Consider the following 17,831-nt stretch of genomic DNA (forward strand, 5'->3'; position numbering starts at 1 on the left):
TTTCAATAAACCGGCGGCGAAACCACCCAGATGACAACCGCCGGCTCGGTGCCTGGATTGCGCCAGCGATAGGGCTTGCCTTCGAAGCGGAAGGAATCGCCTTCGCCGAGCCGGTGCCAGACGCCCGCAATCTCGATCTCGAAAACACCCGAGGCGAGATAGCCGGCTTCCTCGGTCGGCCGCAGCTGCTCGGTCTTCATCTGCGCGCCCGGCGCGAAGATCGAGCGCACCATCTCGAAACTACCACCGAGATCGGGTGACAGGAGTTCTTCCACCAGACCGGATTCGCTGGTGCCAAGGGTGCGGCGCCTGCCGGCCCGCACCACCACGCCGCGCTCGCTTTCGACCGGCACGTCATGGCTGAAGAACAGGCTGATCGGCACGCCGAACAATTCGGCAAACGCCCTGAGATCGCTGAGCGACGGCGTCGACAGGCCGCGTTCGACCTGGCTGACCCAGCCGACCGAACGGTCGAGTTTCAGCGCTATTTCAGCGAGCGTCAGCCCGCGCGCCCGGCGTAGCGCGCGGATATCGCTGGCCAGCACGCGTTCGTCAGGTCCCTGCAATGTTCGCGCGGTAGGAGACGCCAAAACGCTCACTTCATGAAAATTCCAATCCGAATTTCATGAGAAATCAAGCTCATGAAAAAATCAAGTAGATTTTCACCAATGCTCAAGATTTGCTTGCAGGATTTTGACGGTTCATGCAAAGGCTCCGCCGCGAGCGGCGAGTGGGGACGTCCGATCGACGCAATGGCTAAGGGACGGCCCATGTTGGAAAAGAAGGCTCGAATCGCGGATGAGGCCGAGATCGTCGACGAGGCGATCGTGTCGCGCCGTTCGGTGCGCGCGTTTTTGCCCGACATGATAGACGACAACACCGTTCGCGACATTCTGGCGGTTGCGGCACGCGCGCCGTCCGGCACCAACATGCAGCCATGGCGGGTCTACGTCACCAAGGGCGAGACCAAGCAGCAGATCTCGGATGCCATTCTGAATTCCGGTATCCGCGCCGAAAAGGCCGACTGGGACGAATATCGCTACTATCCCACCCAGTTCTTCGAACCTTATCTGACGCGGCGACGCGCCAACGGTTTCGGCCTCTACGGCGCGCTCGGCATCGGCCGCCGCGAGGTCGACAAGATGCGTGCCCAGCACGACCGCAACTTCGTCTTCTTCGATGCGCCCGTCGGCATGATCTTTACCATCGATCGCCGCCTCAACCAGGGCTCGTGGATCGACTACGGCATGTTCCTGCAGAACATCATGGTCGCGGCGCGGGGCAGGGGCCTGCACACATGTCCGCAGGCGGCCTTCGCGCCCTACCACCGGCAGATCCGGCCGGTGCTCAACATTCCCGACGAGGAGATCGTCGTCTGCGGCATGGCGCTCGGCTATGAGGACACCTCCAAGCCGGAAAACGCCTTCCGCACCGACCGCGTGCCGCTGGAAGAGTGGGTGACGTTCAGCGAATAGAGCGGCTGCTGACTTCAGCTATTCGGTATTCATCTGCATGCCATGGCCGCTGACATGGGCGCCGTCCTGGGGCGTCAGCTTGAGGTAGGCAAGCAGCGCGCAGAGCGTGATGAGGCCCTCGATCGCGAACAGGATCCGGAAATCATTGGTCACGGCAGGCCCGCCGCCGGCCAGGAACGACAGCATGGCCGCCGCCAGGCCGACGCTGACCGCCACCGCCAGCTGCCAGAGGATGTAGTAGAGCGCGCTGAAGCGAGCGAGCTGGTCTGGGGCGATGTCGGAATAGGCGAGGTTGCCGGTCGAGGCCCATTGAACAGACCGAAAGACGCCGAAAGCAAAGATATAGCCAAGCACGATCCACACCGGCGTGGTCGCCTGCATCAAGGCGAAGCCGGCGACCATGGCGGCAACAACAGGCGTGTTGAAGACCAGGACGCGGCGGAAGCCGAACCGGTTGAGGACGCGCGGCATGAAGAAACGCATGATCACCGAGCCGAGCGCGGCAACGAAGGTCAGCGATCCCGCCTGCACCGCGCTCATGCCGAAACCGAGCTGGAACAGCAGCGGCAGCAGGAAGGCGACGGAGCTCAGCCCGATCGTGTCCAGCCCGCCGCCGGTGAGGAACGAGATGCGGAAGGTGCGGATGCGCAGGAGCTTGAGATCGAGCAGGGGATTGGGTACGCGCAGGCAGTAGAGCGAGGCAATCGACAGGATGATGACCGCCAGCGCCAGTTCGCCGGCAATCATCCCGCCGCCGGCGTCTTTGGCGGCAAGCGAATCCATGCCGAACACCAGCAGGATCATGCCGCTGCCGACCAGCAGGAAGCCTGGAAAATCGAACCGCGTGCGAACGGGCTTGGTCATGGTCGGGAACAGCGAGGCGGCAAGGACTGCCGCCGCCAGCGCGAACGGCACGTTAATGAAGAAAATCCAGCGCCAGGAAATGTAGGTGGTCAGAGCGCCGCCGACGAGCGGCCCGACGAGCGGCCCGGTCTGGCTTGCCACCGAGATATACATGTTGATTTTCAGCGTCCGGTTGCGCGGGAAGCTCGACAGGATGACGACCTGGCCGAGCGTGCCCATCAGTGCCCCGCCAAATCCCTGCAGCGCGCGGGCGCCGACCAGTGTCCAGATGTTATCAGACAGGCCGCAGAGCGCCGACGAGGTGGCGAACACCAGCAAGGCAAAGCAGTAGACGTTGCGCAGGCCAAAGCGGTCGGCGGCCCAGCCGCCGAGCGGCATCGAGATGATCAGGCTGGCGACATAGACGGTGATCAACAGGCCGAGCTGGCTCGGCGGGCGGGCGAGGCTTTCGCCGATGCCGGGCAGCGCCGTCACCACGACATTCTGGTCGAGGCTGGTCATGAACACGCCGCAGGCGACCGTTAGCGGCAGCAGGAGCAAGGCTCTGGCCGACACATCGGCGCGATCCGTGGCGCCGGCGGATAGTTCTGCGGTCATGGGGATGTTCGAACCAAACGAATGTGCCGAGCCTGAAACGGGATTTCTATCCCTTGGGCCGATCTGGCGGCCAGTTTTTCCACCATGGCCGCCCGCGGCGCGATTCTCTAGCGGCAGAACCGGCGGGCATTGAGGCCAGAAGCAGGGGCGAAGCGGCCATATGCCGCCACCGCCTACTGCACCTCGTAGCCGACTTCCTCGCTGGCATGGCAGAGCGCCTTCCAGAACGAACGTGCAAAGGAGCGGAAGACGTAGATGTCGAACTGGTCGGCGCCGGTGCGCTGAATCTGGGCGAAGACGTCGTGGTGAGCGGTCGACCGCCCGGCGCCGACCGGGAAGGCCGGCAGCGCGAAGTCGATGGCGAAGAATTTCGCCAGCACCCATTCGGCCTTCGGCCCCGCGATGCGGATGGCGGTGCGACCATGGGACAGGTCCGTCACCGTGCCGATGGCAGGCGTCACCGCCTTGGCAAAAGCCGCGGCCAGCCCTTCCGCCTCGTCGGCCACGGTGAATTTTCCCGGCGCGAAGCCGAACACCGATTTCACGCCGTCGCTCGAGCCCCCGCCGGCGCCGTCCGGCAGCGCCAGCCCGGTGACGCTGCGGATGGCAGCGATCAGTTTCTTCTCCTCGCCCGGCCAGGCGGCGAGCTGAACGATCGAGCCCGGCCTCGTCTCGGTCAGCAGGATCTCGACGCCATGCTCGAAATTGCCATGCGAGCCGACATGAAACTCCGGCTCGAGGGGGGATTGGCGCTCAACCATGCATGCGGGTCCCTTCCGGATCGTAGAAATGGTTGGAGACGATCTCGACCGGTCCGAACCTATTGCGCAAGGGATCGGAGACATGGGCACGCGTGCCGTGTCGTGCCTTGCCGCCCTGGACCAGCGCCAGCGCGATATGTTTGCCGAGTGCCGGGGAATAGCAGCAGGCGGTGATGTGTCCGATCGATCCGTGCGGATTGGCCTCGTCCAACGCCTCAACAATGTGCGCGCCGCCACTGAGCGGCCGGTTGTCGAGCGCGATCAGGCCGACCAGTTCCAACCGATCGGACGCGATCAGGCCTTCGCGGTCCATCATCGCCGAGCCGATGAAGGGCTTCTTCTTCGACAGCATCCAGTCGAGATGCAGGTCGCGCGCAGTGGTGCGGCCGTCGATCTCCGCGCCAGTGACATGGCCCTTCTCGATGCGCATCGTGCCCAGCGCCTCGAGCCCGTAGGTGACCAGGCCGAACGGCTTGCCGGCTTCGATCAGCGCTTCCCAGACGTGGGTGCCATGGCCGGCGCCGGAATAGACCTCGAAGGCCATTTCGCCGGAGAAGGAAAGCCGGCAAATCATCACCGGCACGCCTGCGATCTGGCCATGGACGATGCCCATGAAGGGCAGTGTCGCATTGTCGACCGCGGTGCCGGTGACGCAGGCGGCGAGGATCTGCCTGGCTTTCGGGCCGCCGATCGCCGCACCCGCCCATTCGTCGGTCACCGAAGTGACGTGAACCTTGAGGTCCGGCCAGATCACGTCGAGGAAGTATTCCAGATGCTGCATCACCTTGCCGGCATTGGCCGTCGTGGTGGTCATAAGGAAATCCTGTTCGCCGAGCCGCCAGGTGGTGCCGTCGTCGAAAGCGAAGCCGTCCTCGCGCAGCATCAGCCCGTAGCGCGCCTTGCCGACGGCGAGCGTCGAAAACATGTTGGTGTAGACGCGGTCGAGGAACGCGGCGGCATCGGGGCCCTGCACGGCGATCTTGCCCAGCGTCGAGACATCGACGATGCCAGCACTTTCACGCGTCGCCTTGGCTTCGCGCACATAGGCCTGCTCGATCGTTTCGCCTGAAAGCCCGTAGATCATCGGCCGGTACCAGAGGCCGGCGGAATACATGATCGCGCCATTGGCGAGGTGCCAATCATGCATCGGCGTCAGCCGCTCCGGCTTCAGGTCGCCAAAGCGCTCCGCCGCCAGCGAGCCGATCGAAACGGGCGCGAAGGGCGGCCGGAAGCGCGTCGTGCCGACTTCGGGGATCGGCTTGCCCAGCGCCTCGGCCATGATGGCGAGGCCGGGAACGTTGGAGCTCTTGCCCTGGTCGGTGGCCATGCCGAGCGTGGTGTAGCGCTTCAGATGCTCTACCGAGACGAAGCCTTCGCGGTGCGCCAGCCGGACATCCTCCGCCGTCACGTCATGCTGGAAGTCGACAAAGCTCTTGCCCTTGGCCCTGATCTCGAACACAGGCGCCGGATCGGGATCTCCGTGGACGGCTTCGACCGTGGGCAATGCCGCCGGCGTGCTCGTTCCGCCGGCCGCTGCAAGGCCGGCGGCGCGGCCTTCGGCGATGGCCTCGGCGGTGGAAAAACTGCCGGTGAAAGCGCCGGCGCCAATCCACTGCTGTGTCGGCCCATGCTGCGTCGGCTTCGGCGGCAGGAATGCCTGGCGTGCGGCATCCCATTCCGCTTTGGCGCCGGCCTGGCTGGCCAGATGAATGGTCGGCGACCAGCCGCCGGACATCAGCAGGCAGTCGGCATGGATGCTTCGCTCATCGCCGGTGAGCGCGCCGGTGACCATGTCGAAACGCTGAACCTTGACGCCGGACAGCGCCTTGCCGCCCTCGGTGGCGACCACGGCATGGCCCGCAAAGATCTCGGCCTCGGCTTCCGTGGCCAGCTTGCGCATCTCTGGCGAAAGCTCGGACCTGACGTCGGCGATGGCAACGATCGCCGCACCGGCCTTCTTCAGGGCGACGGCCGCGCGATAGGCGCTGTCATTGTTGGTGAACAGCGCGATCCGCTCGCCCGGCAGCACGCCGAACTCGTTGGCATAGCGCTCCGCCGCGTGCGCCAGCATCACGCCCGGCCTGTCATTGCCGGGGAAGACCAGCGGCCGTTCGAAGGCGCCGGTGGCCAGCACCACCGATCTGGCACGGATCGCCCAATAGCGATGGCGCGGCTCGCCCTTGGCGGGCTGCTCCTTGTGGTCGCTGACCCGTTCGAGCGCGGCAAGCGTGTTGTTGTCGTAATAGCCCCACACCGTGGTGCGCGGCAAAAGCCGGACATTGTCACGGCCTTCAAGCTGGGTGACGGTGCGGCGCGCCCAATCGGCGGCCGGCGCGCCATCGATGGTTTCGTCCGACCAGTTGGTCGAGCCGCCAAAACGCGGCTCGAGATCGGCCAGCATGACGCGGGCGCCCTGATCGGCGGCGGCCTTGGCGGCCATCAGGCCGGCCGGGCCGGAGCCGACCACCAGCACGTCACAAAAAGCGTTCATGCGTTCGTAGCGGGCGGGATCCTTCGCCGATCCGGCGCTGCCCAGACCAGCGGCGCGGCGAATGAAATGCTCGCAGAACATCCAGAAACGCGTGCCTTTCAGCGGACCGATCACCGGCCCCATGAAAGTCTTGTAGTAGAAGCCGGCCGACAGGATCTTGCCGCCGAGCTGGTTGACGGCATGGATGTCCCAGGCCAGGGAAGGGAAGCGGTTCTGGCTGATCGCCACCAGCCCGTCATGGATCTCGACCATGGTCGCCGGAATGTTAGGCTCGCGCACCTCGCCCTTCAGCACCGTCACCAGCGCATTGGGCTCCTCCACGCCCGCGGTCAGGAGGCCGCGCGGACGGTGGTATTTGAACGAGCGGCCGAAAAGCGTGACGCCCTTGGCCAGCAGCGCTGAGGCCAGCGTGTCGCCGGCATGGCCGGTATAGGCAACGCCGTCGAAGGTGAAGCGGATCGTCTTCAGCCGGTCGATGCGGCCGCCAGTATCGGTGCGGCGCGGGCTCATGCCTTGTCCTCCGCCTTGCGGCGCGCGGCCGAGGCATGATCGCCGCGCGCGAAGGCGACGCTCGAAATCTCATGCGTCAGCGTGTTGCGCACGACGCGCAGATGAGCGCGGCAACCGCCGGAATGCTGCCAGATCTCATTGTGGTCGCCGGCCGGGTTCAGCCGGTCATAGACATAAGCGTTCCACGCCTCGAAATTCTGCGAGGCCGGGTCGGGACGTTCGCGGTTGCCGTCACCCTGATAGGTGAATTCGATGACGTCGCGCGGGCCGCAATAGGGACAGGTGATCAACATCGGATATTCCTAATGCAGCCGCGGGTTCGCGCCCTGGCCCTTGTCGTCGATGACGACGCCGCGGTGGAAGCGATCGAGGGTGAACGGCGCGTTGAAATCGTGCGGCTCATCCTTGGCGATGGTCCAGGCAAAGGTCCAGCCGGAGGCCGGTGTCGCCTTGAAGCCGCCATAGCACCAGCCGCAGTTGAGATACATGCCGGGCAGGGGACCGGTGGTGATGATCGGCGAACCGTCCATCGACATGTCGCAGACACCGCCCCACGAACGCAGCATGCGCACACGCGCAAGGCCCGGAAACAGCGCCAGCATCTCGCTCATCACCTCGTCGACGATGGGCAAGTTGCCGCGCTGGGCATAGCTGTTGTAGCCGTCGATATCGCCGCCATAGACAAGGCCGCCCTTGTCGGACTGCGACATATAGAAATGGCCCATGCCGAAGGTCACGACCGTGTCGATGAAGGGTTTTAGCGATTCCGTCACGAAGGCCTGCAGCACATGGCTCTCGATCGGCATCGTCTCGATGCCAGCCAACCGCATGACGCGTCCGGTGCTGCCGGCCACGGCTACCGCCACCTTTTTGGCCCTGATGTCGCCGCGCGAGGTGGTGACGCCGGTGACGCGATCGCCATCGCGCAGGAAGCCGGTGACCTCGCAATTCTCGATGATGTCGACGCCGCGCCGGTCGGCGCCGCGCGCATAACCCCAGGCCACCGCATCGTGACGGGCGGTGCCGGCGCGCCGTTGCATCAGGCCGCCGACGACGGGAAAGCGTGCGTCGCTGGAGATATCGAGCGCCGGGATCAGGCGCTTGATCTGCGCCGGCGTCATCAGTTCGGCGTCGACGCCGAGATGGCGCATGGCGTTGCCGCGCCTGGCATAGTCGTCGAACTGCGCCGGCGTATGCGCCAGGTTCAGGCAGCCGCGCTGCGAGAACATGACGTTGTAGTTGAGTTCGTGCGACAGGCCCTCCCATAGCTTCATCGAATGTTCGTAGAAGCGGGTGTTGGCGGGCAACAGGTAGTTCGAGCGCACGGCCGTTGTGTTGCGGCCGACATTGCCGGAGCCGAGCCAGCCCTTTTCCAGCACGGCGACATTGGTGATGCCGTGCTCCTTGGCCAGATAGTAGGCGGTCGCCAGCCCGTGGCCGCCGCCACCAATGATGATGACGTCATAGGAAGCCTTCGGGTCCGGCTTGCGCCAGGCCGGCTTCCAGTCCTTGTTTCCCTTGAGCGCGTTCGCGAGCAGCGAAAAGGCCGAGTACTCTGCCATCATTGTCATCCGGTTCGGGCGATGCGGCAGACTATAGAGCAGGCCGCATCCGCAAAGCCAATATTGCGCCATGGCCTTTCGACTGGCCGACGCCGCGATGCGACGGCTTGCCCGACGATATGGCCGTCTTTATCAAGGACAGGCTTTTTAAATGCCGTTGCCGCCCGTGAGTCGCCAATAGTCATGTTTTTGAGATTGCTTCGCCTCCTTTTGGTTTTCGCGCTGGTCATTTCGGCGTCGCCTTCGTTCGAGGCGATGGCGCAGGCGCTTGGCCAGGGCTCCATCGGCCTGATCACCGATCAGCAGAAAGTCATCCAGGGCCTGACGGCCAAGACGGACGATCTCGAGAAGAAGATGCAGCAGGACGGTGAGGACGACGCCTCGCTCGTGGACATCCGTCTGCAACTGGAGGATCTGTCGCGGGCGGCGCTGACCAGCGCGGTGGCGTTTCGTCCGCGGCTTACAGACATCAACAATCGCATCGAGGTGCTAGGCCCGCCGCCGGCCGCAGGCCAGCCGCAGGAGCCCGACATCGTGACCGGCGAGCGCCAGGCGCTGGCGTCGGAGAAGGCCGAGATCAACGCGGTCGTCGCCAGCGCGCAGAACCTGTCGATCCGCATCAGCGGGCTGATCGACAAGATCGGCAATATGCGCAGCGAGCAGTTCCGCAACTTTTTGACCAAGCGCTACGCACTGTCCGAGGCGCTGAGCCCACAGGTGTTTTCCGACGCGCGGGACGAATACGCCAACTTTTACAAGGCGGTGTCGTCCTGGCTGAGTTTCGCTTTCAAGTTCAAGTTCCAGGCCGTCCTCGCGGCAACCTTCGTGGCGCTCGGGCTGGCGCTGGTGCTGCTGGTCGGCGGCAGGCGGCTGTTCGGGCGTATATTCGAAGCTGATCCGACGGTCGAGGATCCGTCCTATCTCAGCCGCCTGTCTGTAGCCTTCTGGTCGACCTTGCTGCCGACGCTGGCGGTCGGCGTGTTCTTGGCCTCCACGGTGTTCTTTTTCAACTATTACAATGTGTTGCGCGGCGACATCGGCGTCTTCCTGAATGCGCTGGCGGCCGTCATTGCGGTGGTGTTCTGCGTCAACCGGCTGACCAATGCCGCGCTTGAGCCGCGGCTGCCGAACTGGCGGCTCATTCCCGTCCAAACCGGCCCGGCGCGCTGGCTGGTGCGGCTGACAACCGCCATGGCCGTGGTCATCGGCGTCAACAATTTCCTGTCGATCATCAACGACAAGATGGGCTCGCCACTGTCGCTGACCATCGCCCGCAGTTTCGTCGCCACCATTGTCGTCGGCATCATCCTGATTCTGATGGCGATGCTGCGGCCGTTCAAGGCACGCGACGGAAGCTGGCGGCCGTGGCCGGCTTGGCTGCGCTATCTGGCGCTGGCGCTTGGCCTGTTCACCATAGCCGCCGCCCTGCTTGGCTATATCGGCCTTGCCCTGTTCGTCTCGCTGCAGGTCGTGGTCACCGGTACGGCGCTGATCACCGCCTATATCGGCTTCCTGTCGGCGCAGGCGATCGGCGAGGAGGGGGCGTTCGCCAACACCACTGTCGGGCGCTGGCTGTCGGCCAACTCCAGCTACGAAGACGCCGCCCTCGACCAGCTCGGCCTTGTCGTCAGTGTCGCCATCAATTTGATGATCGTGCTGGTCTTCCTGCCACTGATCCTTTTGATGTGGGGCTTCCAGCCCGGCGACATCCAGGCCTGGGCCTACAAGCTGGCGACCGGGATCACCATCGGCTCGGTGACGATTTCGGTCACCGGAATCCTTTCGGGCATCATCGTCTTCATCATCGGCTATTTCCTGACGCGCTGGTTCCAGGGCTGGCTCGACGGGTCGGTGATGGCGCGCGGCAAGGTCGATACGGGCGTGCGCAATTCGATCCGGCTGGCGGTCGGCTATGCCGGCGTCGCCGTGGCGGGGCTGGTCGGCATATCGGCGGCGGGTATCGACCTCTCCAGCCTGGCTCTGGTCGCCGGCGCGCTTTCCCTCGGTATCGGTTTCGGCCTGCAGAATGTCGTCTCCAACTTCGTCTCCGGCCTGATCCTTTTGGCCGAGCGGCCGTTCAAGGTCGGCGACTGGATCGTCGCCGGCGACGTCAGCGGCACGGTCAAGAAGATCAGCGTGCGCGCCACCGAGATCGAGACTTTCCAACGGCAGTCGGTGATCTTGCCCAATTCAAACCTGATCAATAACGCCGTCGGCAACTGGACGCACCGCAACAAGCTCGGCCGTGTCGAGATCAAGGTCGGCGTCGCCTATGGCAGCGACGTCAAGCAGGTGCATGCCATCCTGCTGGAAATCGCGCGCAGCCATGCGATGGTGCTTAAGAACCCCGAGCCCTTCGTACTGTTTTCCAATTTCGGCGCGGCCGCGCTCGAGTTCGAAATCCGCGTGTTCCTGGCCGATATCATGAACGGCAGCGTCGTGCAGAACGACATTCGTTTTGCCGTGCTGGAGAAGTTCAGCGACCTGCATATCGAGATCCCGTCGACGCCGCGCGCTGTCGTCGAGGTGAACAAGCCCAAGGCCTGGCCAACCGACGACGACAAGATCGAGGCCGACTTCGCCGAACAGGAACAGGCAAAGGTGGAAGCCGCGGCCGAAGCGAAAAAACTCGCCAAATCTGGACGCAAGGCGCGCAAGCCCGATCCCAGCTAGGGCCGGTTGCCGTCAGCTTCTCGCGACCAACGCCTCCAGCGCCGGGCGAAGATCGGTCTTGCCGCGTCTGACTTCGCCGACACCGTGCTCGACATCGATGCGGCCGGCATTGTGGGCGTCGAACATCGCGGCGACCAGTCCGGCATAACTCGTGCCGATGCCACCGCCGATGAGGGCGGGAACCCAGTCCTGCCTTGGCAGTTCGCGAGTGACGATCGCGCGGCCGGCAATGTCGCCAAGCGTTCGCGCCACATCGGCTGCGCTGTAGCGATTTGGCCCTTCGGCGTGGACCACGTGCAGCGCATCGCCGCTGCCCGAAAGGAGGAGATCCGCCGCCATCAGCCCGACATCGCCGGCCGACACTGTCGGAAAGGATTTGGTCACGGGATGGTGCAGGCTCGGCAGCACGCCGGTCTCGATTGCCCGGCCGACCAAGCGGTCCCAATTCTGCATGTGCTCGGCGGAACGCAGCACCGTCAGGGCTGCCGGTATCGTCCTCAACTGCGTTTCCAAATGATGGAACGTGAGCGTGATGCCGGTGCCGGCGGCAAGCTGGGCGCCATAGTCCGAGATCGCCAGAATTCTTTGCGGTCTGACTTGATCGAGTGCATTCACAACGGATCGAATGGTGGCTTCCATCTCCGCCGAAGCATCATCGGCGCGGACGCTGGTTGGACAGATGACCTGAACGGCGGTGGCGCCCCTTGTTGCCCGCGCCAACGCCGTCGTATCGCGCAGATCGGCAATCTCCGCCTCGCAACCGAGCGCACGGAACTCCTCGGCGTGCGACGGGTTTCGCACCACGGTTCTGAGTGGAACGTGATGCCTGCGAAGCGCACCAATCGTGGCCCGTCCGATCTTTCCTGCCGCGCCCAACACAACAAACATGCCCGTGTCCTTCATCCTGACCAGTAGGACGTCAGGAATGCCGAATGGGCGGGCTTGGGTCGCTCAGATTTGGATGCTGGAGCGCAAGAACGGACGATTGGCTTCGAAAGCCAAAGCGCGGCGCCGGACTGCAGTTTACCGCTGCATACGGATCAGGGCGGCCGGCGTGACGCCGAGGATGCGCTTCATGCTTTGCGCCATGTGGCTCTGATGCGCGAAGCCCGCTTCCAGCGCGATCTGGCTGAGCGGCATTTTCCCCTGATACAGCAAGGTCCTGGCCCGCTCGACCCGGCGACGGATGACATATTGGTGGGGAGGCATGCCGAAGGTGCGGCGAAACAGCACTTTCAGATGCGAGACGCTGATGGCTGCCACTTGCGCCATCTCATCCAGCGAAAGATCCTGGTCGAGATTGGCTTCGATGAAATCGGTCAGCCTGCGCTTCTGGCCGAAAGAGAGCATTTGTCTGGCTGGAGCTTCCGGCTTTGAAGCGCCCTGGATGATCTGGACCGCCAGCGCCTTGGCCAGGCTTTCGAAATACAGCCGGTCGGATGGCACGTCCGGGTTCAGACCGGTCGCCAGCGCATGGGCGATGTGTTCGATCCTCGCATCGCGGCGCTGGAACTGCGGATTGACGACGACCCTGTCCGGGTCGATATCGAGGTCCTCGGCAGCGCGCCGAACCAGCGCCGGACTGACCCACAGCCGCAGGATGGTGCAGTCCGCGTCATCCTTCCAGTCGCCATCGAGCCCGGCGGGCACAATATCGATGTCGCCGTCCGACTGGACCCGGCGGTGATGTTTTCCATCGCAATGGCACGACGCGTTGACCGGCGCTCCGACGTGGATTCCAAGCCGATGGTTGATGGATGCGGGTACATAGTGGGTCAGCCCCGCGGCAATCCTTCGCGACTCAACGCCAACGCCGATCGTTTCAAGCCAGTTGTCGTGCATGGTCTCTTTTTCGCGTTGCGCCTCGGCATCATATCGTGCCGGCCAGCGAATTTAACAGGGTCGGGCGTATGCTTGCGGACAGGCCAAAACCAATTGCGGCATGAATGCGGCATTCAGTTGCGGTTCAGCTTCCATCTCATATAAGCTCCCATGCAAAGGGCGAAAATGCCTTGCGAAATGCAACAGAGGCGGTGGGAACACCGATATTGCAACATGTGGAAGTCTCTCGTCACTGCCGTGGCCTTGCTCGCCGTGAGCGGCTCGGCCCATGCCGCCAGCGCGGTCAACAAGGACGCCGAGACCCGCACGCTGGTCGTGACGGAAGGCGGCAGCAAGACCGACCTTGCGCTGGCCGGTGGTGAAACCGTCGAATTCTGCCAGAACGGCTGCTTCGTCACCTTGCCGAACGGTGACCTTGAAGCCCTGACCGGCTCGGAAACCGTCGAAATCTCGGGCGGCGTCGCCCGCATCAAGTAACCCAGGCGGCATGATTGGAAAGGCCGGGCATTTGCTCGGCCTTTTATCGTTTCCGGTAGCGCTTGTTTAACAATGACGCCGGAAATACCGCCGCGGCAGCCGCCTGCAACCAGGCGTTTTAACGTTCGCTACGCCATCCCTCGCTATACCAGCGTCAAGACGCCGAAAAGCGGCGCGCAACGGGATTCCGGTTTTCCGGATCATACGCTGGCAGGGCAGGACGGGCATGGATGCGCGGTCGGACAGGAACGCAATACCGCTTGCGGTCGATCTCGACGGCACGCTGATCGCGACCGACCTGTTGTGGGAAGGCTTGTTCCTCCTCCTCAAGAAGAACCCGCTCTATATCTTTCTGGTGCCGTTCTGGGCCGCCGGCGGGCCGGCGCGGCTGAAGCAGGCGATCGCACAGCGCATCGATATCGACCCCGCGACGCTGCCCTATCGCGCGCCGCTGCTCGACCGGCTGCGCGCCGAGCACGGCGAAGGCCGCAAGATCGTGCTGGCGACCGGTACGCCGCGCAAATTCGCCGACGCCATATCAGCCCATCTCGGCATCTTCGAGCGGGTGCTGGCGACCGACGGCCTAGACAACCTCACATCCGGCAAGAAGCGCGCCTCGCTGATATCAGCCTATGGCGATGGCGGCTTCGACTATGCCGGTAACAGCCGCCATGATCTCCAGGTCTTCGACGCCGCGCGCAATGCAATCGTCGTCGCGCCCGACCGCCATGCGGCGCGCTGGCAAGCAGCGCATGGCGCCGAAACCATGCCGGCGCCGAAGCCGACCTTGCGGACCATCATCAAGATGCTGCGCGTGCATCAGTGGCTCAAGAACTCGCTGATCGCCGTGCCGATGGTGCTGTCGCACGAATATTTCAACACCAACATGATCTGGCAATGCCTGCTGGCGTTCGTCTCATTCAGCGCGGTGGCGTCGGCGATCTATATCCTCAACGATTTCTTCGATCTGGCGCTCGACCGCAAGCATGTCACCAAGCGCAACAGGCCGTTCGCCTGCGGCGCACTGTCGATCCCGTTCGGTCTGGGCGCGATCGCGGTGCTGCTGGCGATCGGCGTCGGTACCGGGCTGTTCCTGTCGCCTGAATTCCTGGCCGTGCTTGGCGGTTACATGGTCGTCACGACGGCCTATTCGCTGTCGTTCAAGCGCATGCTGCTTGTCGACGTGTTGACGCTGGCCGGCCTCTACTCGATCCGAGTGATCGCCGGTGCGGCCGCGACCGGCGTCGCCGTCTCGTTCTGGCTGCTCGCCTTCTCGATCTTTTTCTTCCTGTCGCTGGCGCTGGTGAAACGCTTCGTCGAACTGCGCACAACCGCCATTCCACCCGGCGAACGCATTGCCGGCCGTGGCTACCGCACGGAAGACCAGGAGATCGTCGCCCAGGCCGGCATGGCCTCCGCCTTCTCCTCGGCGCTGGTTCTGGCGCTCTACATGGACAGTGTCGCGGTGCGCGAGCTTTACCCGCATCCGTGGCTGATCTGGCCGCTGCCGCCGATCGTGCTTTACCTCACCATGCGCGTCTGGATCCTGGCGCGCCGCGACGAGATGAATGACGACCCGGTCGTCTTCATCATTCGCGACTGGCGCAGCCAGATCGTGGTGCTGATCGGCGCCGTGCTGCTGGTCATCGGGGGCTGGTAGGCATGGCCGAACGCTTTTTGAGCTTTGGCCTTGCCACGCCGCCGGCACCACGCGCGATCAACGCCGGCGAAGCCATCGCGCTGCTGAAGGGCGGTCAGGCGAAGGAAGCCTCGCTGCTCGCCTATGGCAATGGGCGCTCCTACGGCGATTCCTGCCAGAACCAGGCCGGCGCGGTCGTCGACATGCGGACGCTGAACCGCATCCGCGCCTTCGACGCCGAGACCGGCGTGCTCGAAGCGGATGCCGGTGTGCTGCTGTCCGATATCATCGCGCACGCCGCACCCTACGGTTTCTTTCCGGCGGTGGTTCCGGGCACGCAATTCGTCACGCTCGGCGGCGCCATCGCCAATGACGTGCACGGCAAGAACCATCACCGGCGAGGCACGTTCGGCTGCCATGTCGAAAGCTTCACGCTGCTGCGGTCCGATGGAAATACCTATCGCTGCTCGGCGACGGACAATCCGCGCCTGCTCGCGGCGACCATCGGCGGCATGGGCCTGACTGGCCTGATGCTCTCGGCCTCGATCCGGCTGATGCGGGTGCCTTCGCTCGACATCGTCGAGAAGACGACGCCGTTTCGTGATCTCGGCGAATTCTTCGATCTGGCCGCGGCGGCGGACCAGGCCAACGAATATGCGGTCGCCTGGATCGATCAACTCGCCGGCGGCCGCAACAGCGGGCGCGGGCTGCTGTTCACCGGCAACCATGCCGAGCATGGCTCGCATGCGGCCTCGCGCGCCGGCGGCAATCTTTCCGTGCCGTTCCAACCGCCGTTCAATGTGCTCAACCGGCCGTTCCTGACCGCTTTCAACGCCGCCTACCGGTGGAAGAAAGGCCAGGCGACCGCGCCGCGCCAGACCGGCTACCACGGTTTTTTCTTTCCGCTCGACGGCGTGCGTGATTGGAACCGGCTCTATGGCCCCAGAGGGCTGTTCCAGCACCAGAGCGTGGTGCCGGAAGAGGCCGCGCACAGCGTCGTGCCGGAATTGCTCGCGGCGGCCCGGCGAGCCGGGCAGGGGTCCTTCCTCACCGTGCTGAAACGCTTCGGTTCGATCCGCTCGCCGGCGCTGCTGTCATTCCCCAGGCCTGGCTATACGCTGACGCTGGATTTCCCCAACAAGGGAGCGGCGACGCTTGCCCTGCTTGGCGAACTCGACCGCATCACAGTCGCGGCCGGCGGGGCGGTCAATCCCTACAAGGATGCGCGCATGGGTGCGGCAATCCTTGCTGCTTCCTTTGCGGACTGGCCGAGGCTGGAAGTGCTGCGCGACCCTGCCTTCATGTCCGATTTCTGGGCGCGCACGGCCGGCAGCATCGACCTGCGGCGGCGCGGCGTTGAGGCCGCCGAATAGATAAAAATGGAATGAATCGTGGTTAGCGAACGGTTAATCGCAAGGTTTACTCAAAACAGTCTCGTGAGTTCACGAAATCTTTTCGGGTTTGTATTACTGGAAATCACGGGATGGGCGCGCAGGTATGAAATATATCGTCTTCATTCTCTTTACAGTCATGACCAATGCCGCTGCGCAGCTCATGCTGAAGCAAGGCATGATCTCGCTTGGCCCGATCTCGTTCGAGGGCGTCAATCCGCTCGTCAAGCTGCTGCAGATCGTCTTCAGCCCCTGGGTGTTCCTCGGGCTCTGCACCTTCGTGATTTCCATGGCCTCGCATCTCTATGTGCTGTCCAAGGTCGAGCTTTCCTTTGCCTATCCGTTCCTTAGCCTCGCCTATGTCGCCGTCGCCATCTTCGCCTATTTCGTCTTTCGCGAGGACCTCAATGGCTGGCGCATCGCCGGCATTGCCTTCATCTGCGTCGGCACGGTGCTGATCGCGCAAAGCGGGCGAGGGCATGAGGACCAGACCGCTTCCATCGCGCCCGACAAGATCCCTGCAAACGAGACCGTTCGATGAGACATGTGATTTTCGGCGGTGACGGCTTCGTCGGCCGCCACCTTGCGCCCAAGCTTGTCGCCGATGGCGAAGAGGTCATCGTCGCCGACATCGCCAGGAGCGACCTTGCGCACTACCGCAACGTCCGGTTCGTCCAATGCGACGTCACCGATCCGGCCTCGGTCGCCGCCGTCGGGCTGAAGGCCGACGACATGGTCTACAATCTGTCGGCCAAGATGCTGTCGCCGATCCAGGTGCGCGCCAAGCGGCACGACTTCTTCTTCCCGGTGAATTTCCACGGCACCGAGCACATCATGCAGGCCATGGACAGGGTTGGTGCGCCGAGGCTCGTCCACTACACGACCGACATGATCTACGGCCACACGGTCACCCAGCCGATGACCGAGGAGCACCCCGTCGCGCCGCTCGGCGAATATGGCTGGTCGAAGCAGAAGACCGAGGAACTCGCCGCCGAATGGCGCACGCGCGGCATGTCGATCTCGCTGTTCCGGCCGCGCCTGATCATCGGCCCCGGCCGGCTCGGCATCCTTGAAAAACTCTTCAAGCTGATCGACTGGAACCTTCCGGTGCCGATGATCGGTTCGGGCAGAAACCCCTATCAGTTCATTTCTGTTTTCGATTGCGCGGAAGCTGCCCGCGCCGCCTGGAAGGCCGGCGTGCCCAACGAGGCCTATAATCTCGGCTCCCTCAACCCGCCGCCGGTGAAGAAATTGCTCGGCGACCTGATCCGCCATGCCGGTTCGAAGTCGATCCTGCTGCCGACGCCGGGCTGGGCGGTCAAGCGCACGCTCGACCTGCTCGATCTCATGAACATGCCGATCATGGATCCGGAGCAATATCTGATCGCCGACGAGGAGTGCGTGCTCGACGTGTCGAAGGCCGAGCGCCAGCTCGGCTGGGTGCCGCAATATCGCGACGAGGACATGCTGATCGCTGCCTACAGCGAATACCGCGCCAAGAAGGCCGGGCCCGCTGTCGCCACCAAACATGTGCCCGCCGAGTAACAGG

Annotated in this window: 15 protein-coding genes; 7 read left to right on the plus strand and 8 right to left on the minus strand. The window is 63.9% G+C overall.

Annotation, left to right across the window (positions count from 1 at the left end):
* Positions 1–2: 2 nt before the first annotated feature.
* Positions 3–545 (minus strand): helix-turn-helix domain-containing protein, encoded by a 543-nt coding sequence (locus tag JG747_RS18260; protein WP_010910045.1) that lies wholly within the window; start codon positions 543–545, stop codon positions 3–5.
* Between the two features lie 225 nt (positions 546–770).
* Between JG747_RS18260 and JG747_RS18265 the strand changes: the two genes are divergently transcribed.
* A complete protein-coding gene (locus JG747_RS18265) occupies positions 771–1,475 on the plus strand; it encodes a nitroreductase (RefSeq protein ID WP_069093446.1) in 705 nt (234 codons plus the stop codon).
* A gap of 18 nt (positions 1,476–1,493) precedes the next feature.
* Here JG747_RS18265 and JG747_RS18270 read toward each other — a convergent pair whose 3' ends face one another.
* The 5 genes from JG747_RS18270 to JG747_RS18290 all read right to left on the minus strand — a co-directional run bounded on the left by JG747_RS18270 (position 1,494) and on the right by JG747_RS18290 (position 8,260).
* Complete coding sequence (locus tag JG747_RS18270) at positions 1,494–2,936, minus strand: MFS transporter (protein WP_202359756.1); 1,443 nt, start codon at positions 2,934–2,936, stop codon at positions 1,494–1,496.
* Positions 2,937–3,109: 173 nt separating this feature from the next.
* Positions 3,110–3,697, minus strand: coding sequence for a sarcosine oxidase subunit gamma (locus JG747_RS18275; RefSeq protein ID WP_202359757.1), 588 nt, complete (start codon positions 3,695–3,697; stop codon positions 3,110–3,112).
* On the minus strand, positions 3,690–6,698 hold the full coding sequence (locus JG747_RS18280) for a sarcosine oxidase subunit alpha (RefSeq protein ID WP_202359758.1): 3,009 nt from the start codon (positions 6,696–6,698) through the stop codon (positions 3,690–3,692). The genes JG747_RS18275 and JG747_RS18280 overlap by 8 nt, the downstream gene beginning before the upstream one ends.
* Positions 6,695–6,991, minus strand: a complete 297-nt coding sequence (locus JG747_RS18285; RefSeq protein ID WP_202359759.1) for a sarcosine oxidase subunit delta — start codon at positions 6,989–6,991, stop codon at positions 6,695–6,697. The genes JG747_RS18280 and JG747_RS18285 overlap by 4 nt, the downstream gene beginning before the upstream one ends.
* Positions 6,992–7,000: 9 nt before the next feature.
* On the minus strand, positions 7,001–8,260 hold the full coding sequence (locus JG747_RS18290; protein ID WP_202359760.1) for a sarcosine oxidase subunit beta: 1,260 nt from the start codon (positions 8,258–8,260) through the stop codon (positions 7,001–7,003).
* 183 nt (positions 8,261–8,443) lie between these two features.
* Between JG747_RS18290 and JG747_RS18295 the strand changes: the two genes are divergently transcribed.
* Positions 8,444–10,933 carry a mechanosensitive ion channel family protein gene (locus tag JG747_RS18295; protein ID WP_202359761.1) on the plus strand — a complete coding sequence of 830 codons (2,490 nt, stop codon included), beginning with the start codon at positions 8,444–8,446 and terminating at the stop codon, positions 10,931–10,933.
* A gap of 12 nt (positions 10,934–10,945) precedes the next feature.
* Here the strand turns inward: JG747_RS18295 and JG747_RS18300 are convergent, their stop codons facing one another.
* Complete coding sequence (locus tag JG747_RS18300; RefSeq protein ID WP_202359762.1) at positions 10,946–11,836, minus strand: NAD(P)H-binding protein; 891 nt, start codon at positions 11,834–11,836, stop codon at positions 10,946–10,948.
* Positions 11,837–11,956: 120 nt separating this feature from the next.
* Positions 11,957–12,775, minus strand: coding sequence for an AraC family transcriptional regulator (locus tag JG747_RS18305; RefSeq protein WP_202359763.1), 819 nt, complete (start codon positions 12,773–12,775; stop codon positions 11,957–11,959).
* A 213-nt stretch (positions 12,776–12,988) separates the two neighbouring features.
* On the opposite strand from JG747_RS18305, the gene JG747_RS18310 reads away from it, so the two are divergent.
* The 5 genes from JG747_RS18310 (at position 12,989) to JG747_RS18330 (ending at position 17,827) form a co-directional block, all read left to right on the plus strand.
* Positions 12,989–13,252, plus strand: a complete 264-nt coding sequence (locus tag JG747_RS18310; protein ID WP_027046960.1) for a hypothetical protein — start codon at positions 12,989–12,991, stop codon at positions 13,250–13,252.
* Positions 13,253–13,478: 226 nt separating this feature from the next.
* Positions 13,479–14,912, plus strand: coding sequence for a UbiA family prenyltransferase (locus tag JG747_RS18315; protein WP_019858725.1), 1,434 nt, complete (start codon positions 13,479–13,481; stop codon positions 14,910–14,912).
* 2 nt (positions 14,913–14,914) lie between these two features.
* Positions 14,915–16,264: an FAD-binding oxidoreductase gene (locus JG747_RS18320; protein ID WP_064984017.1), complete on the plus strand. Its 1,350-nt coding sequence runs from the start codon at positions 14,915–14,917 to the stop codon at positions 16,262–16,264.
* A gap of 124 nt (positions 16,265–16,388) precedes the next feature.
* Positions 16,389–16,823: an EamA family transporter gene (locus tag JG747_RS18325; protein WP_038647405.1), complete on the plus strand. Its 435-nt coding sequence runs from the start codon at positions 16,389–16,391 to the stop codon at positions 16,821–16,823.
* The gene (locus JG747_RS18330; RefSeq protein ID WP_064984019.1) at positions 16,820–17,827 is read left to right on the plus strand and encodes an NAD-dependent epimerase/dehydratase family protein; all 1,008 of its coding nucleotides are present in this window, start codon (positions 16,820–16,822) and stop codon (positions 17,825–17,827) included. The genes JG747_RS18325 and JG747_RS18330 overlap by 4 nt, the downstream gene beginning before the upstream one ends.
* The last annotated feature ends 4 nt before the right edge of the window (positions 17,828–17,831 follow it).

The organism is Mesorhizobium sp. 131-3-5 (genome assembly GCF_016756575.1).
Lineage (GTDB): Bacteria > Pseudomonadota > Alphaproteobacteria > Rhizobiales > Rhizobiaceae > Mesorhizobium > Mesorhizobium jarvisii.